The following is a 16,557-nucleotide window of genomic DNA, read 5'->3' on the forward strand; positions in this document are numbered from 1 at the left end:
GGTAGGCGATTTCAGGAAGATGATCAGATGATCAATGGAGAAAGAACGATTTCCCGCCCCTTGCGCTGGGGCATGGTCGGTGGTGGACGCACCGGGCAGGTCGGCTACAAACACCGCACCGGAGCGCTCCGGGACGGCACCTATGAGCTTGTTGCCGGTGCCTTCGATCTCGATTTCGAACGCGGTTTGGATTTCGGGGTCAAGCTCGGCGTCAACCCGGACCGCCTTTATCCCGACTACAAGGCGCTGATCGCAGCCGAAGCGAAGCGCGGCGACGGCGTCGAGGTCGTCTCGATCGCCACGCCCAACTTCACCCATTACGAGATCACCAGGGCCTGCCTCGAGGCGGGGCTGCATGTCATCTGCGAAAAACCGTTGTTCTTTACGGTGGCTGAATGCGAGGAAATCGAAAAGCTTGCCGACGAAAAAGGTCTGGTCGTCGGCGTCACCTACGGTTTCACCGGGCACCCGCTGGTTCATCAGATGGCCGCCATGGTCAGGAAGGGCATGCTCGGCGATATCCGTATCGTCGACATGCAATATACCCACGGCTTCAACTCGGGCGACGACGTGGGTGCCGGCGAGGCCGTCAAATGGCGCACGAACCCGAAGACCGCCGGGCCGACCTTTGTCCTCGGCGACATTGGCACGCATCTCTACTACCTGTCCGAGATCGTTTTGCCGCATTTGAGGATCGAGAAGCTGCTTTGCGACCGCAAGGCGTTCATCCCGACCCGTGCGCCGCTCGAGGACCATGCCACGGTGCTGATGCACTACGATAACGGCGCACGCGGTCGCCTCTGGGTCTCGTCAGTGGACGCGGGCAACATGGGTAGCCAGCGCTATCGCTTCGTCGGCTCAAAGGCCTCCGTCGAATGGTCGGACAGCCGTCCCGATCGGTTGATCTACGAAGTGCAGGGCGAGCCGAACCGCACCCTGCACCACGGCATGCCCTATCTCGAGGAAGAAAGCCTCGCGGTCGATCGCATGGGTGCTCTCCACACTGAAGGCCTCGGCGACAGCTGGTCGAACATCTACCTTTGGATCGCGCAAGCCGTCGACGCGAAGAAACGCGGCGACGAGGCTTTCCTGAAGGCACACCATTATCCCGGCATCAAGGCCGGCACCGAAGGTGTCCGGTGGCTCGAGAACTGCGTCCGCTCAGCCGATGCCGGTTCGACTTGGATTGACTTCAAGTAGTTCAACCTGGCGCGCGCTGGATAGCCTCCATCCTTCTCCCGAGCGCGCGCCCCCATTTTTTCCATCGAGAAAGATTGAGACCATGAAACTCTCCATTTGCACCGACGTGATGGGCAACCTGTCTTTTACGGACATGCTCGACAAATGCGTCAAACTCGGCGTCGAAGGCATTGAAATGACCGGCGGCGGCTGGTCGCGTGCCCCGCATTTCAGGGCTGACGAGCTGCTTGAAGATAAGGGGCTTCTGAAAACCAAACTTAAGGAAATCGAAGCGCGAGGCCTTGAAATCGCTGCCCTCAATTGCTCGGCCAATCCGCTGGACCCCGGCGACATGGGCAAGCGTCACCGCAAGGAGATGGAGCAGACGATCCGGCTTGCCGGCGAGATCGGCGTCAAGACGATCGTCACGATGTCCGGTCTTCCGGAAGCCGCACCCGGCGACAGTGTTCCCAACTGGCTCGTTTATACCAAGAGCTGGCCGGACGAGATGCCGGAGCGCGACCGTTATCAGTGGGAGGACCGTGCCTTCCCGCTGTGGCATGATCTGGTGAAGCTCGCCAGGGAAGTCGGCGTCGAGAAATATGCTCTCGAAAACTTCTCGGCGATGTTGGTCTGGAACCCCGAGACCCTGTTCCGCCTGCGCAATGAGGTCGGTCCGACGGTCGGTATGAACCTCGACCCCTCGCATCTGATATGGATGGGGGCGGATCCGATCGTCTCCGCCCGCGCGCTGGGGCCTGCGATTCACCACTGCCACGGCAAGGACACCCGTATCGAGCGGGGCCTTGCAGACGTCAACGGCCTGCTCGAGCTGAAGGACGTCACCGACGTCGCCAACCGCAGTTGGAACTATGTCGCCGTAGGCGCGGGCCGTGATCTGCAATGGTGGAAGGAGTTCTTCTCGGTCGTGCGGATGGTCGGCTACAACGGCTGGGTAAGCTTGGAAATGGAAGACTTCACCATGTCTACCGAGGCTGGGATTCGATCCTCCATCGACGCGCTTCAAGCGACCATCAGCCGCTAACCGAAATCCGGGTGCCGCCGGCATACGCCTGCGGTACCCGCCAGACCGTTCCAATCAGTCAGTCGTCCTGATGGTGCACTCCCGTACATATGAACGTCGTTCGATGGAAAAATCCCACAGCAGCAATCCCCCGAAGACCCTTCAGGAATTGAAGCGCGATATTGCCAAGCGGCAGATCATCTTTCCTGGCACTCTGGAACGAGTGGCGCGAGAGGTCATCGATCGACCCGAAGCGGCAGCCTTCGAGACCGCCGCAATGATTGCCAGAAGGTGCAACGTCTCGGCGAGCACCGTTCAGCGACTGGCGCGACATCTCGGCCTTCGCACGTTCGCCGACCTGAAGGCGGTTCTGCGAGAATATGTCCGCGATAGCGCGCGCCGAAGTTCCCGGTGATTGGCGGTCAGGAGCTCCTGCCGTTCGAAGCCAGACGCGTGCCGGCTGCGCGTCCGCCGCTCGGCACTACGACGATCTGCTTGACTTTGCCTTGTTTGAAGGCGGCGAGGAAACGCGGGTAGTCCTTGAAGGCGACGCAGCCATGCGATTCCGCCCGATTGCCGCGCAGCAGGTAGCTGTGCGTCAGGAAGCCGTCGCGGCCATGCTTGTTCTTTCCGTCGACAGGCAGCATGCGGATCGCCTCGACGCCATGGAAGCGTGTTTCACGCATCCTGAGATTGTAGGTATGCGGTGGGGTCGGCCCGGTCATCCTGACATTCACGTAACGCGGATTGTCGGCCATCTTGCCGATCCCGGAATGGGCCTCGAGCACGCTGCCGTCGGGCATATACACCTTGGCGGCGGTGATATCATAGACGGCGACGCCATTTCCGGCCCTGGCTCCACTGCCGAAGATGTTGCGCAGGGCCTGTCCGAAGCCGCTGCCGGAACTGCTTTCCGCCGGATCGTCCGGCCGCGCATAGGCGAGCTTCTGCTTCTTTGGCGTTTCCCGTTCGTCGGCTTTCCCGGTTTGTTCGGCCTTTGGCTCTGCTCCGTCCTGGGTCTGCCTGTCCTCGGGTTCCTCCGTTTCGGCCGCACGTTTTTGGGCCTGATCGCCACGCGGACGGAACTGCGGCAGCGGGCCGGAGGACGGCGTATCCTCATAGCCTGGCAGGACGTCGTCGCCGTCCATGTTCGGATCCTGCGAAGCTGCGAGGTTGTCCTCGAGCAACGCCGAGAAGGCAGCGCCGGTCGTCCCGCTCTGCGTGTGAGCGGCATAGGCCAGCAAGGGCAGGGGCTTGTCGGTCGACTTTGCGGGCAATGGACCGATTGCGCCCGAAGCAGGCGCGTCAATCTTTGCGGGTGGGCGGGGCGACTCGGTGGAACCGGGGCGCTCGAAATGACCGGCGAGTTTCCCTGATGCCAATGCGGCCTGCTTCAGCAAGGCGTCGAAACGCGCCGTTTTGCCGCTGCTCTCGGCGTCTCGCGGAACATCGGGACTGCGGGCGGATCGGCTGATGGTAAGGCTTGCGAACACGACGGGCTGCGCCGCCGCGGCGACGAGCCGCGTCGCCTGGCTGATCCTGGCGTGCTTGTCCCATGGGCGCTCTTTTGTCCTCTCCGCCAAATAAAGCTGCGGCTTGGGCAGGTAGTGGCCTGAACCATGAGCGAAGGAACTGCCCATAGCGGCCATGCCGACGGCGGACCACACAGCCGCGCCGGCAAGGGCGGTGCCGCAGCAGGTGATCAACAGTGTGCGCAACAGACGGTGCAAAGACTGTGGGCGAACGATCTTACTCAACAACGCAAATCAAGCCAAAAAACCACGCAAAAGGCCCTCAGGCCGGCGAGCGACCACGCTGCGCGACTTCCGGATTGTCCCCTCATGACGACTGATGGAGATAAGATGGACAACTATGGTTAAATTTTGCTTTCCAGAAACCCAGATAGATCCGAACCGGCATTCTTGTGAGCGCCGCCTCGGGCGGCCGGTATCGGCTTGATGTCGATCCGGCGCTTCCTGCGTCCAATCAGAGCTAGTGGAACATGCCGAAGCCGCTGCCGGAATGTGGCCGCCGAGCTGCCCTTTCGGAGGGGAGCCTGCAAGTCGTCGGGGTAGCAGCCCGAGCTCCGCGAATCCCATCGCTGAGCGGCGTTTTCTAGCCGCGAACGCGCTCCAGCACGCCTTCGAGGGCGCCGATCAACGCTTGGCTCCCGCCGCTACGATGGAAGTCTTCGAACATCTGCTCGTTCAAACCGCCCGGCGTCGAAAACTCGCGTCTGAGAATGTCGAGCGGCGTTTGACCGGTCCTGACAGCTGTCTGCGCGAGGTTGGCAAAGCGCGGCGCCAGATAGGCACGTGCCTTCTCGCTCGCCATGCCCTTTTCCGCCATCCAGCTGGTCGCCCGGTCGAGGATCCCGAAATAGGTGCCCATCAGCGCGCTGGCGACGGCGAGCAGGTCGTATTCCTCTTTCGTCTCGCACTCGACGGCGCTGCCGAGCGCGGCGAAGATTGCGGCGATCTCGGGGTGGGGCGGGTAGATTGCGGTCACGCCTTCCCGTTCGGCCACGAAGGGCAGCGGGATCGCCTGCGTGAGGTTCACGTCCTCCTTGATCCAGCTCAGGAGCTTGGAACGATCCGTCGCCGCGACGACGCTGACGACTGTCTGGCTCTTCCGGAATGCGAGCCCGCCGATCACCTCTTCCGCGATCTGCGGCCGAATCGCGAGAAACAGGATGTCCGCCGCATCGACCACTTCCTGATTGTCCTTGGCGATCCGCACCGAAGGAAACCGGCTCGCGAGCCGGCCGGCAATCTCCCGATTGCGAGGCGAGACGTGGATCTCCGTCATGCCGAGCCCGGCGCCGACGATGCCTGTTACCATCGCCTCGGTAATCGCACCTGTGCCGACGAAACCGATACGCATCTATTCCGCCGCCTTCCGCCGCCCGAGCGATACATCCGTCGTGTAGTTCTCGCGCATGAAATTGATGAAGTTCTGCTGGAATTGGCGCGTGTGCGCGTGGGCCAGCTCGTCGGCAAGATCGACATTCTTTGCCCGGATCGCCTCGAGCATCAGATTATGCTCGTCGGTCAACAGGTAACCTTCATGCGTCCGCTCCAGATACTCGAAATGGAGATGGAGCATTCGCTGGCCCTGGTTGAGGAGCCGTTCGTAGAAGGACGCGAGATACGGATTCTTGCCGGCCTTGGCGATCGCCATATGGAACTGCTTGTTCGCCTCGGACATCTGAAGATGACTTCCGGTTTTCACGGCCGCCTCGAATTCCTTCTGTCGCTTGGCGATGGCCTTCAGGTCGATATCGGTCCTGAGCTCCGCCGCAAGGCGGGTGTTCATGCGCTGCGCGATGTCGAGCGCCTCCACATATTTCGGAAACGTTGCGACCTCGATCGGGGCCACGATCGTGCTGCGGTTCGATAGTGTGACGACCAGGTCCTCGCCCGCGAGCCGGATCAGCGCTTCGCGGACGGGCGAGCGGGACATGTCGAACCGTTCGGCCAGCGTATTCTCGTCAAGGAGCTGGCCGGGGGGGAGTGTGAGCGCCAGGATTTCGTTTCTCAACGTCTCGTAGACGCTTTTCCAGCCCGTCCCTTTGGCTCGCTTGGTTTCTGCTTCGTCAGACACTTAGGTCCCTTTCCCGTCATCCGGACGCATATGGCCAGATTGGTCCTGCGCTGACAATGTAATTTTTCCGCTTGACTTTGTCGACACGAAGACGACATTAATCAGCGTGTCGACACGAAGACGACACGAAAGCGAAGATCGGCTGAAGCCGACGAGAGGAACCGCGCGTTACGCGCACGTCAAACAGAGGAACTGACGATGCTGTCGAAGATGCTTTCGCCCTTACTCCGGGCGCTGCCTGCGCTTGCCCTGATCACTGGTCTTTCAACCACCGCTGCTTCCGCCCAAACGGCCGATGGCTATTGGCAAGGCGTGCAGAAGGCAGGTGTCCTTCGTTGCGGCGCGGCCGTCGCCCCGCCCTATGTCATGCGTGACCCGGCAACGGGCGAATATTCGGGCTTCTTCGCCGACTTGTGCCGCGAATTCGCCGACGCCCTCAAGGTCAAGCCGGAATTCGTCGATACGACCTGGGACAACATCGTCGCCGGTCTGCAGGCGGGAAAATGGGATGTCTCGCTCGCCCTGAACAGGACGCCGGCCCGCGCCATGGCCGTGCAGTTCTCCATTCCGGCAATGGAGTACCAGATCTCGCTTGCCTACAATAAGGAGAACCCGAAGGTGCCGAGCGGCGCGACCTCGGTCGCCGACATCGACAAGAAAGATGTAACGCTGGCGGTCATGTCCGGTACCGCCCAGGACAAGGCGATCACCGCCGCCGTGAAAAACGCAACCATCCTGCGCCTACCTGGCAATGACGAGACGCGCCTTGCCGTCGTATCGCGGCGCGCCGACATCCTTGTCGATGCCTCCGACACCAACCAGCTCTTCACGCAGTCGAATCCTGACTGGGCGGTCGCGCTCAACCCGAAGCCGGCGCTGGCGAAGCAGGGCGTCGCCTTCGGTCTGCCACATCAGTTGTCAGGCGCTGATATCGAGGTGGTGAACATCTTCCTCGAGGAGAAGGTCGCGACCGGTCACGTGGACGAACTGATCCGCAAGGCTGTCGATCAGGTGCTGAAGAGCACGCAGTGACGACGCTGCATGTCTCTCCTTAACGCGTAGCCGATTTAAGGAAAAACATGCAGCAATTCAAAGTGCTACAGCGACCTTTGCGCGTCTAGTTAAGACACGCGGCGCTGTAGGGCCGGGCGCGGCAACCGTTTGCCCGGCCACTCTCATCCCTTCTTTTGGCCAGTGAGATCGGCAATGACCATGTCCTTCAGTGCCCCCCTTGTCAAAATCCAGTCCCTTCACAAGAGCTATGGGCCGCATGTCCAGGTTCTCAAGGGTCTCGACATCGAAATGAAGCCCGGCGAAAGGGTCGTCGTCATCGGCCCGAGCGGCGGCGGCAAAAGCACGCTGCTGCGCGTCATGATGGGCCTCGAGAAAATCGACAGCGGTTCGATCAGCTTCGGCGGCAAGCCCTATATCTCGTCCGCGGGAACCGACAGGAAAACGGTGATCGACACCGAGGTGCGGCGCTCGATCGGCATGGTGTTTCAGCACTACACGCTATTTCCGCATCTCAACGTCGTCCAGAACCTGATCCTCGCACCGTGCAAGGTCAGGGGTGAAAACAAGGCGAGTGCCACCAAACGTGCCCAGGCGCTGCTCGAGCGTTTCGGTCTTGGTGCGAAAGCGGGCGCTTACCCGGCGCAGCTTTCCGGCGGCCAGAAACAGCGCGTGGCGATCGCCCGCGCGCTGATGCTCGATCCGAAGCTGATGCTGTTCGACGAGGTGACCTCGGCTCTCGATCCCGAACTGGTCGCCGAAGTCGAACAGGTCATCCTGCAGCTCGCTGCCCAAGATATGCCGATGATGATCGTCACCCACGACATGTGGTTTGCGAAGAACATCGCCTCACGCGTCATCTTCTGCGCCGGCGGCGTGGTTGTCGAGGACGGGCCACCGGAGCAGGTGCTCGGCTCGCCCAAGGAAGAGCGGACGAAAGAATTCATCGATCGCGTCTTCCATATCCGGCACTAGGAGGGCGAGATGGGTTACTCCTTCGATTTCCAGTCCATCGCCTTCGGACCGCTCTGGGATGGGCTGGTCGTCACGCTTGAGCTGACGATCGCGGCCAATGTCATCGGCGTGGTGCTCGGCTTTCCGCTGGCGCTCCTTATCATGAGCCGTTTCGCCCCGATCCGACTGCCGGCGATGCTCTTCGTCGAATTCTTCCGCTGCACGCCGGCGATCGTGCAGATCGTCTGGTTCTTCTACTGCGTGCCCATGCTGTTCAACGTCTTCCTCGGCTCGATGACGATGGGCATCCTGGCGCTCGGCCTCAACCTGATGGCCTTCAATGCGGAAGCCTATCGCGCCACGATCCAGGCCGTGCCGCGCGAGCAGCTCGATGCCGGTATCGCGCTCGGTCTCAATCCGCTGCAACGCACGCTCTACATCGTGCTGCCGACCGCGGTTCGGGCGTCGATACCGGTGCTGCTCACCAATGGCATCGGCATCTTCCAGCAGAGCGCCCTGGTCGCAATCGTCGCCGTGCAGGACCTCATGTACCAGGCGAAGACGCTCGCGACCGAGACCTATCGGCCGATCGAGACCTTCACCGTCGTCGCGCTCGTCTACTTCGCCGTCTCGTTCCCCGTCTCGCAGATCGTCGGCTACCTCGAACGTCGCCGCCAACTGATGATGAGCTGAGGAGAAGAACCATGGCCCTCGACTTCTCCATCGTCCTTCGCTTCGAGGAAGCGCTCGCGCTCGGTCTCTGGATGACGATCAAGCTGACGCTGATCTGCATTGTTCTCGGCTGCAGCCTCGGTTTCTTCATCGGCCTCGCCCGAACATCGCGCAGCGCCATCCTGCGCGCGGTCTCGAGCATCTATGTCGAGTTCTTCCGCGGCACGCCGGTGCTCGTCCAGCTCTTCTGGATCTTTTTCTGCCTGCCGCTGATCCTCGGCGTCGAGTTCTCCAATCTCACCTCCGGTGTGATTGCACTCACGCTCTACATGGGCGCGATCACCAGCGAGACCTTTCGGGCCTCGTTGAAATCAATCGGGCCGGAGCAAGTCGACGCCTGCGTTGCGCTCGGCCTGCCGCGCCGCGTCCAGGTAACGAGTGTCATCCTGCCGCAGGCGGTGCTCCGCGCCGTTCCGACGCTTCTCTCCAACTGCGTCAGCCTGTTCAAGGAAAGCGCGCTCGTCTCCGCCGTCGGCATGGCCGACCTGATGTTCGTCGGCCAGAACATTTCCAACAACACGGCACGTCCTATCGAGGTGCTGTCGGTCGTCGCCCTCATCTACTTCGTCATCGCCTTCCCGCTCACGCGTGCCGTCACGCTCGTCGAGCGGCGCATGCTCGCCAAGCTCGCGATCTGAACCGAATTCTTTCGAAAGGAGATCTCCCATGAACCTCTCTGGCGTCATGCCCGCCCTCGTCACCCCGTTCGACGCGAACAACAGGATCGACTTCAAGGCTTTTGAAAAGCTTCTGGCACATCTGCGTGAGTCCGGCGTCACCGGCTGGGTTCCAAACGGCTCGACCGGAGAGTATTTCAGCCAGTCCACGGAAGAGCGTCGCGAAGTGCTGCAATTCGTCAAGGATTTCGCCAAGCCGGGCGAAACCCTGATCGCCGGCACCAATGCGCCCGCCACCCGCGAGGTTATCGAGCAGACGGCGATCGCCAAAGAAATCGGCTATGACACTGTGCTGCTCGCCCCGCCGTTCTACACCCGGCCGACGCAAGCCGAACTGATCCGGCATTATGAAACCGTGCTCGGTGCCGTGGATGTGAACCTGGTCCTCTATTCCTATCCGGCCAAGGATGGTTCGGATATCAGTTTCGAACTGATGGACCATTTCGCCGACAATCCGCGCGTGATCGGGATCAAGGAAAGTTCTGGCGTATTGCAGCGCGCGATCGACATCGCCAGCCGCTACGAAGGCCGCATCCAACTGGTTTCCGGCTCGGATGACATCGCGCTCGACTTCATGTTCTGGGGCGCGGAGAGCTGGATCTGCGGACCGGCGAACTGCATGGCCAAGGCGTGCTGCGATCTCGACCGAACATTCAAATCCGGTGATCTCGATAAGGCGCGTGCCCAGATGAAAACGCTCTACCGCGCGATGAACATCCTCGAAAGCGGCAAGTTCGTGCAGAAGATCAAGTATGGCTGCGAGCTTCAGGGCTTGCCGGTGGGTGAGTGCCGCGCGCCACTGGGCCCGCTCACCGATGACGAAAAGGCCGAGTTCCGCGCGGCGATGGAGCCGATCCTGAACTGGTAATCGCCCGAACTGGCAATCGCCTGTGAAAGGCGCCGGTTCCCGGCCGTTCGGCAATCAGGGAAGCGTCGTCTCGACACTGTATACGCGGCTATGGAGCTAGAGAGATGCGCTTCAGCAAAAGTGTAGCCGACACCTGGATGACCACCGTTTGAACACGCGCCGCGCCGAGAAAAGAAAACATGACGAGCAATAACGAGGGGTCTGTCATTGTCGTCGGTGCCGGCATCATCGGCACCACGATCGCCTACGACCTGCAGCGCCGCGGGAGGAGCGTGGTGTTGATTGACAGGGACGCTCCCGGCAAGGGCGCGTCGTATGGCAACATGGCCTCGATCGCGGTCACCGAATTCATGCCGGCTTCGCGGCCGGGCGTCTGGGCGCAGATGCCGAAGTGGCTGCTCGACCCGGAGGGGCCGGTGCGGATCCGCCCTTCCTATATGCCAAGGCTCGTTCCCTGGTTCCTGCGCTTCCTGGCGGCGAGCCGGCCCGCGCGCGTGAGAGAACTGGAGGCGGCCGGCGCGGTGCTGTGCCATCGCGTTTATGAGGATCTCGATCCGCTGCTGAAGGCTACGGGCCTCACGGACATGCTGACCAGGGAGGGATGCCTCAGCCTTTATGCGGACGAGGCAGAGTTCAAGGTGGACCGCGAGCATGTCGAGGTTCTGGAACGGCTCGGCTTCCGCCATGAGGTCCTGAGCGGGAAGGCGATCCGCGACCTGGAACCCGCACTGACGCCGAAGATCGCCAAAGCGGTGCTCTTCCCCGACAACCGCTCAATCCGCGACCCGTATCAATTGGTCGTGAAGTTCAGCGAAAAGTTTCTGGCGCTCGGCGGCAGCATCGAGCAGGGCGAGGTCGTCGGTTTCGATCACCACGATCGCATCAAGGCCGTTCGCCTGAAGGATGGTCGGTCGATCGCCGCGTCTCAAATCGTGCTTTGCGCCGGCGTCTATACCGGCAGGCTGGCGCGGCTTCTCGGCGAGCCGATCCCGCTCGAGACCGAGCGCGGCTACCACACGCAGATCATGGCGCCGGGCATTTCGATGCGCCATTCCATCATCTGGCCCGCGCGCGCCTTCATGGTCACGCCGACGGCCGGCGGCATCCGCGTCGGCGGCACGGTGGAAATGGCCGGGCTCGACGCCGCGCCGGACTACCGGCGGGCGAAGGTGCTGGTCAGGCGGGCGCAGGAGGCTCTGCCGGATCTTCGGGCGGAGAAAGCCGCGGAGTGGATGGGACATCGTCCGGCACTTCCTGATACGGTGCCGATTATCGGCCCTTCCGCGAAGCATCGCGGCCTCTTCTACGCGACCGGCCACGGGCATCTGGGCCTCACCTATGCGGCGACGACTGGAAGGCTCATCGCCGATCTCGTGACCGGCGTCCAACCCCCGATCGATCTCAAACCATACCGCGTCGACCGATTCTGACATCAGGTCCGGGCAGCGCGGGAATCAATGGAGCGAACAATGCGCAGCAAACTCTATATCGACGGAAAATGGATGGGGGCCGCAAACGGCAGGACGTTCGACGTCGTCAATCCGGCGACGGAGGAAGTGATCCACAAGGTCGCCGCGGCAACGGCGGAGGACGTCGATGTTGCCATGAAGGCGGCACGCCGCGCCTTCGACAACGGCGGCTGGCCGAAGCTGTCCGGTGCACAAAGAGCAAAATACCTGCGCGCTATCGCCGACGGTATCCGCGCCCGTCAGGCGGAAATCGCCCGTCTCGAAGTGATCGACAACGGCAAGCCGTTTGCGGAGGCGGACTGGGATATTGCCGATGCGGCCGGTTGCTTCGACTTCTATGCGGGGCTCGCCGATGAGCTCGACAACAATACGGAAGAGCCGATCGCGCTTGCCGATGCCCGCTTCACCTCGAAGGCGGTCAAGGAGCCGATCGGCGTCGCCGGTGCGATCATCCCCTGGAACTACCCGCTGCTGATGGCGGCCTGGAAGGTTGCGCCGGCGCTTGCCGCCGGCTGCACCGTCGTACTGAAGCCGGCGGAAGTCACCTCGTTGACGGCGCTCGAACTCGCAGCGATCGCCGACGAGGCGGGTTTGCCGCCGGGCGTCCTCAACGTCGTCACCGGGGCAGGCTCGGTCGCCGGGCAGGCGATCATCGACCACAGGCAAGTCGACAAGCTCGCCTTCACCGGCTCCGGTCCGGTCGGCTCGAAGATCATGGCGGCGGCGGCTCGCGACATCAAGCGCGTCAGCCTCGAACTCGGCGGCAAGTCGCCCTTCGTCGTATTCGACGACGCAGACATCGAAGAGGCGGTCGAATGGATCATGTTCGGCATCTTCTGGAACCAGGGCCAGGTCTGCTCCGCGACATCGCGGGTCCTCGTCCAGAAAGGGATCTATGACCGCCTGCTGGCGCGGCTCGTCAAGGAGACGAAGAAGATCAGGATCGGCAACGGCCTTGAAGAGGGCGTGCTTCTCGGGCCACTCGTGTCGGAACGGCAGTACCGACAAGTTCTCGCGGCGATCGAGACGGCAAAGGCTGCCGGTGCGACCATCGCCTGCGGCGGCAAGCGTCCGGAAGGTTTCGACAAGGGCTACTATCTGGAGCCGACGATCCTGACCGACGTGCCGATCGAGAGCGACGCCTGGCGCGAGGAAATCTTCGGGCCCGTCGTCTGCATCCGGCCCTTCTCGACGGAAGAAGAGGCAATCGCGCTTGCGAACGATTCCCGCTTCGGGCTCGCCGCGGCAGTGATGTCGAAGAACGATGTCCGCGCCGAGCGGGTTGCCGCCGCCTTCCGCGCCGGCATCGTCTGGATCAACTGCTCGCAGCCGACCTTCACCGAGGCGCCCTGGGGCGGCTACAAGGAGTCGGGCATTGGCCGCGAACTCGGCCGCTGGGGGCTCGATAACTATCTCGAGACCAAGCAGATCACCCGCTTTGCCACCGGCGAGAAATGGGGCTGGTACATCAAATGAAGGGGCCCATCTCCATGAACTGGGACCGTTCGCTCGACCTGCTGTTGGTCCATTGCCAGGGCGAGATCGGCAAGGTGATTGTCGGCGGCGCGCCGGAAATCCCCGGCGCGACCATGCTCGACAAGATGAACTACATCAACACCGTCGACGACAGCCTCCGCCGCTTCGTCACCTTCGAGCCGCGCGCGAGCGTCGCCATGTCGGTCAACCTCGTCGTCGCGCCGACAAGGCCCGACGCCGATGCCGGTTTCATCGTGCTGCAGGCGGACCGCGCCCATCCGATGTCCGGAAGCAATTGCATCTGTGTCGCCACTGCGCTTCTTGAGAGTGGCAGGGTTGCGATGCGGGAGCCGGAAACGATCGTCCGGCTCGACACGCCCGCGGGGCTGATCGTCGCGCGGGCCATCTGCCGGGAGGGGCGTTGCCTTTCCGTCGGTCTGGACAATGTGCCGAGTTTCGCCGAGGCGCTGGACCGCGTGATCGAGACGCCGAGGTGGGGGCGGATCAAGGTCGATGTCGCCTTTGGCGGCGTCTATTACGCAATCGTCGACGTCGATCAGATCGGCGTCGAAATCGCGCCTGCCAATGCACGCTATCTGGCCGAAGCGGGGATCGAGTTGAAGTCGCTTCTGGCCGACCAGGTCGCCGTCAGACATCCGGAGCTGACCGGTGTCGACGAGATTGCCTATGTGATGTTCCGGGGGAGCGAGCCGGACGGCGCCGTGCGCACCTGCACGACGCTGAAGCCGGGCCGGGTCGACCGGTCGCCGTGTGGAACCGGAAGCTCGGCGAACCTCGCGACGCTGTTTGCGCGCAACCAGGTCGCAACCGGAGACCGGCGGGTGTCGCGCTCGATCATTGGCGGCGAGTTCATAGCGGAAGCCATAGGTGAGACGGACGTTTGCGGCAGGTCCGCCGTGTTGCCACGGATTACCGGGCGCGGCTGGATCTATGGCCGCGAACAGCTTCGGCTTTCGGGTGACGATCCATTCAGGAATGGCTTTGCGCTCTCCGACAGTTGGGGGCCGCAGGTCGATCAACTGGGATGAGAAAGGAGAAGGCGATGCAGTTGAAACCTCTCGCTGGGCAGAATGTGCTGGTCACCGGTGCGTCGGGCGGTATTGGTGCGGCCATCGTGACGGGTCTCGCGGAGGCCGGCGCACGTCCCATCATCCACTTCGGCCGGGACAGGACCGCCGCCGAAGCCCTGCTTGCTCGGATCTCCGGCGAAGGACTCCTGGTACAGGCTGACCTTTCACAGCCAGGCGGTGCTTTCCAGCTCTGGCGGGAGGCCGAGACGCTGGCGGGGCGGATCCACGCGGTGGTCAATAATGCCGGCATTCGCACTGAGGTAACGATCGATGCGGACCCGCAAGTCTGGGCCGATGCGTGGCAGAAGGAGTTCCAGGTGAATTTCTTTGCTGCGGCCGACCTTTGCAAGGAAGCGGTTCGGCATTTCAAGGCGCATGGCGGCGGCCGCGTCATCAACATGGCCAGCCGCGCCGGGCAGCGTGGTTACGCCGCCGATGCCTTGCCCTACGGAGCGACCAAGGCGGCGCTCATCAATCTTACGAAGTCGATTGCGCGCAGCTTCGCCGGCGACGGCGTCGTGGCGATCGCGATTGCCCCAGGCTGGGTTCAGACGGACATGGCAGACAACTTCGTCGAGAAGTTCGGCAAGCAGGCCGCCGTCGCCGACATTCCGATCGGCGAGATGGCTCTGCCTGCCGAGATTGCGGAGCTTGTTGCCTTCGCATTGCGTCCGTCGCAGCGCTCGCTGAATGGCGCGACGCTCGACGTGAATGGCGGCAGCTACATTCGATAAACCAGAGGAGCGGGATCATGAAGAGATTCGACGGCAAGGTCGCCGTTGTGACGGGCGGCGGTGGCGGTATTGGTTCCGCCATATCGCGGCGGCTGGCGGACGAGGGCGCGCTCGTCGTCGTTTCCGACGGAAATGGTGAGGCAGCCACTATAGTGGCGTCCGAAATCGAGGCCGCCGGCGGTTCGGCCGTGGCGATCGCCGCTGACATTTCGCAGAGGGAGGCCTGCTTTCGGCTTGTTTCCGAGGCCTTCGCCCTTGGTCGGCGTATCGACGTCCTCGTCAACAATGCCGGTGTCAATCGACGGGGCAATCTGCTGTCGTTGACCGACGACGACTGGCATGTGAGCTTCGCCGTCAATCTCGACTCCATGTTCCACCTCTGCCGTGCCGCGTTGCCACACATGATCGAGGCGGGAGGTGGCGCGATCGTCAACACCGCATCGCAATGGGGTCTTCATCCCGCTCCGAACCACATTGCCTACAATACGACCAAGGCTGCAGTTGCCGCCTTCACGCAGAATCTTGCGCGCGACTACGCCCCCCAGAAAGTCCGCGTGAATGCTGTCTGCCCCGGCGAGATCCATACGCCCATGCTCGAGGCGGGCGTGAAGCGCTCGGGTCGCACGATCGCGGATCTCGACAAGCTGGTGCCATTTGGGCGCATCGGAAAACCCGAGGAGGTGGCCGCCCTCGTCGCGTTCCTCGCCTCGGACGAAGCCGCCTTCATGTGCGGCAGCCTGGTCGAGATTACCGGTGCTCAGGCGGTGGCGTAATGGGTTCCGTGCGACGCTACCGCGGAGGCCGAGAGAATCCGCCCGTTCATCATCGTGACTTCTGGCCGAGCAACCAGTCTCGAATCCGTCTCACCTGATCCGGTTTGCGCGGTGCTCTGGGGTACACGACGTAGAAGCCGAGGTCGTCGTGCAATCTTATGTCGAGCGGACTGCAGAGCCGTCCGGAGGCGATGTCATCGTGCACCAGGGCATCGCTGGCAAGGGCAACACCTTGGCCGGCAATCGCCGCGTCAATGGCGAGCGAGGTGTGGGAGAATTTGAGCGATTTGATACTCTTCGCATCCGCGCGTACGCCGGCGCGCTCCAGAAAAACCGGCCACATCCCATGTGCATCATGAAGCAGGACGTGGCGGGTCAAGTCTTCTGCAGTTTGGATCGGAATGTCGTCCGTGAGAGTGGGCTTGCATACGGCAAGAAGCGTCGTCGGAAAGAGCAGTTCACCACGAAGTCCCGGTCCGAGAGGCGGCTTCGTGTGGCGCACGGCAATGTCCACGGCGTCGCTTTGGAAGTTTGCAAAGGCATTTGCCGCCACAACCTGGACTTCCAGGTCCGCGTTGGCATTGGAGAATCCATTCAGGCGCGGGATCAGCCATTTGGTGGCGAAAGACGGCGTCACGCTCACGGTCAGCGTCGTCTTCGAGGGTCGCAACTCCTCGGTCGCGTCAGAGATCAGGGACAATGCCCGCTGAACCGGCTTCAGGTAGCGGCGGCCAGGTTCGGTAAGGTCAAGTCCGCGCGGGAGCCGGTCAAAGAGCTTGACGTCCAGATGCTCTTCCAGCGCTCGGACCTGTTGCGCAACCGCACCCTGGGTGACGCCGAGTTCTTCCGCAGCGAGCCGGAAATTCAGATGACGCGCCGAGCTTTCGAACATCCTGAGCGCGTTAAGCGGCGGGAACTTGTACGGGCTCTTTCCGTCAGTCATCCAATAGTTTTCCTACAGGCTCG

The 16,557-nt window shown here is 62.3% G+C and carries 17 protein-coding genes; 13 read left to right on the plus strand and 4 right to left on the minus strand.

What is annotated here, in order from left to right:
- Positions 1 to 27 precede the first annotated feature (27 nt).
- From QN222_RS25615 to QN222_RS25625, 3 genes are all read left to right on the plus strand, one after another.
- On the plus strand, positions 28 to 1,200 hold the full coding sequence (locus tag QN222_RS25615; protein WP_283963025.1) for a Gfo/Idh/MocA family oxidoreductase: 1,173 nt from the start codon (positions 28 to 30) through the stop codon (positions 1,198 to 1,200).
- 82 nt (positions 1,201 to 1,282) lie between these two features.
- Positions 1,283 to 2,224 (plus strand): sugar phosphate isomerase/epimerase, encoded by a 942-nt coding sequence (locus QN222_RS25620; RefSeq protein WP_283963024.1) that lies wholly within the window; start codon positions 1,283 to 1,285, stop codon positions 2,222 to 2,224.
- 103 nt (positions 2,225 to 2,327) lie between these two features.
- A complete protein-coding gene (locus tag QN222_RS25625; RefSeq protein WP_283963023.1) occupies positions 2,328 to 2,618 on the plus strand; it encodes a MurR/RpiR family transcriptional regulator in 291 nt (96 codons plus the stop codon).
- A gap of 7 nt (positions 2,619 to 2,625) precedes the next feature.
- Here the strand turns inward: QN222_RS25625 and QN222_RS25630 are convergent, their stop codons facing one another.
- The 3 genes from QN222_RS25630 to QN222_RS25640 all read right to left on the minus strand — a co-directional run bounded on the left by QN222_RS25630 (position 2,626) and on the right by QN222_RS25640 (position 5,806).
- Positions 2,626 to 3,852, minus strand: a complete 1,227-nt coding sequence (locus QN222_RS25630; protein WP_283963063.1) for a DUF2778 domain-containing protein — start codon at positions 3,850 to 3,852, stop codon at positions 2,626 to 2,628.
- A 466-nt stretch (positions 3,853 to 4,318) separates the two neighbouring features.
- Entirely contained in the window at positions 4,319 to 5,086 is a 768-nt protein-coding gene (locus tag QN222_RS25635) for a pyrroline-5-carboxylate reductase (RefSeq protein ID WP_283963022.1), read from the minus strand.
- Positions 5,087 to 5,806 (minus strand): GntR family transcriptional regulator, encoded by a 720-nt coding sequence (locus tag QN222_RS25640; RefSeq protein ID WP_283963021.1) that lies wholly within the window; start codon positions 5,804 to 5,806, stop codon positions 5,087 to 5,089.
- Between the two features lie 198 nt (positions 5,807 to 6,004).
- Here QN222_RS25640 and QN222_RS25645 point away from each other — a divergent pair, with 198 nt between their 5' ends.
- The 10 genes from QN222_RS25645 (at position 6,005) to QN222_RS25690 (ending at position 15,591) form a co-directional block, all read left to right on the plus strand.
- Positions 6,005 to 6,838 (plus strand): ABC transporter substrate-binding protein, encoded by an 834-nt coding sequence (locus tag QN222_RS25645; RefSeq protein WP_283963020.1) that lies wholly within the window; start codon positions 6,005 to 6,007, stop codon positions 6,836 to 6,838.
- Between the two features lie 174 nt (positions 6,839 to 7,012).
- Positions 7,013 to 7,792, plus strand: a complete 780-nt coding sequence (locus QN222_RS25650; protein WP_283963019.1) for an amino acid ABC transporter ATP-binding protein — start codon at positions 7,013 to 7,015, stop codon at positions 7,790 to 7,792.
- Between the two features lie 9 nt (positions 7,793 to 7,801).
- Positions 7,802 to 8,464: an amino acid ABC transporter permease gene (locus QN222_RS25655; RefSeq protein WP_283963018.1), complete on the plus strand. Its 663-nt coding sequence runs from the start codon at positions 7,802 to 7,804 to the stop codon at positions 8,462 to 8,464.
- Between the two features lie 11 nt (positions 8,465 to 8,475).
- Positions 8,476 to 9,141 (plus strand): amino acid ABC transporter permease, encoded by a 666-nt coding sequence (locus QN222_RS25660; protein WP_283963017.1) that lies wholly within the window; start codon positions 8,476 to 8,478, stop codon positions 9,139 to 9,141.
- A 28-nt stretch (positions 9,142 to 9,169) separates the two neighbouring features.
- Entirely contained in the window at positions 9,170 to 10,048 is an 879-nt protein-coding gene (locus QN222_RS25665) for a dihydrodipicolinate synthase family protein (protein ID WP_283963016.1), read from the plus strand.
- 179 nt (positions 10,049 to 10,227) lie between these two features.
- A complete protein-coding gene (locus QN222_RS25670; RefSeq protein ID WP_283963015.1) occupies positions 10,228 to 11,478 on the plus strand; it encodes an FAD-dependent oxidoreductase in 1,251 nt (416 codons plus the stop codon).
- 39 nt (positions 11,479 to 11,517) lie between these two features.
- On the plus strand, positions 11,518 to 12,993 hold the full coding sequence (locus tag QN222_RS25675) for an aldehyde dehydrogenase family protein (protein WP_283963014.1): 1,476 nt from the start codon (positions 11,518 to 11,520) through the stop codon (positions 12,991 to 12,993).
- 14 nt (positions 12,994 to 13,007) lie between these two features.
- Positions 13,008 to 14,042 (plus strand): proline racemase family protein, encoded by a 1,035-nt coding sequence (locus tag QN222_RS25680; RefSeq protein WP_283963062.1) that lies wholly within the window; start codon positions 13,008 to 13,010, stop codon positions 14,040 to 14,042.
- 14 nt (positions 14,043 to 14,056) lie between these two features.
- Positions 14,057 to 14,818, plus strand: coding sequence for an SDR family oxidoreductase (locus QN222_RS25685; protein WP_284005645.1), 762 nt, complete (start codon positions 14,057 to 14,059; stop codon positions 14,816 to 14,818).
- 17 nt (positions 14,819 to 14,835) lie between these two features.
- Positions 14,836 to 15,591 (plus strand): SDR family NAD(P)-dependent oxidoreductase, encoded by a 756-nt coding sequence (locus QN222_RS25690; protein ID WP_283964468.1) that lies wholly within the window; start codon positions 14,836 to 14,838, stop codon positions 15,589 to 15,591.
- 49 nt (positions 15,592 to 15,640) lie between these two features.
- Here the strand turns inward: QN222_RS25690 and gcvA are convergent, their stop codons facing one another.
- Positions 15,641 to 16,534, minus strand: a complete 894-nt coding sequence (gcvA, locus tag QN222_RS25695) for a transcriptional regulator GcvA (RefSeq protein WP_283964467.1) — start codon at positions 16,532 to 16,534, stop codon at positions 15,641 to 15,643.
- Positions 16,535 to 16,557: the final 23 nt, after the last annotated feature.

The organism is Sinorhizobium sp. 6-70, from assembly GCF_030124375.1.
In the GTDB taxonomy this organism is placed as follows: Bacteria; Pseudomonadota; Alphaproteobacteria; order Rhizobiales; family Rhizobiaceae; genus Sinorhizobium.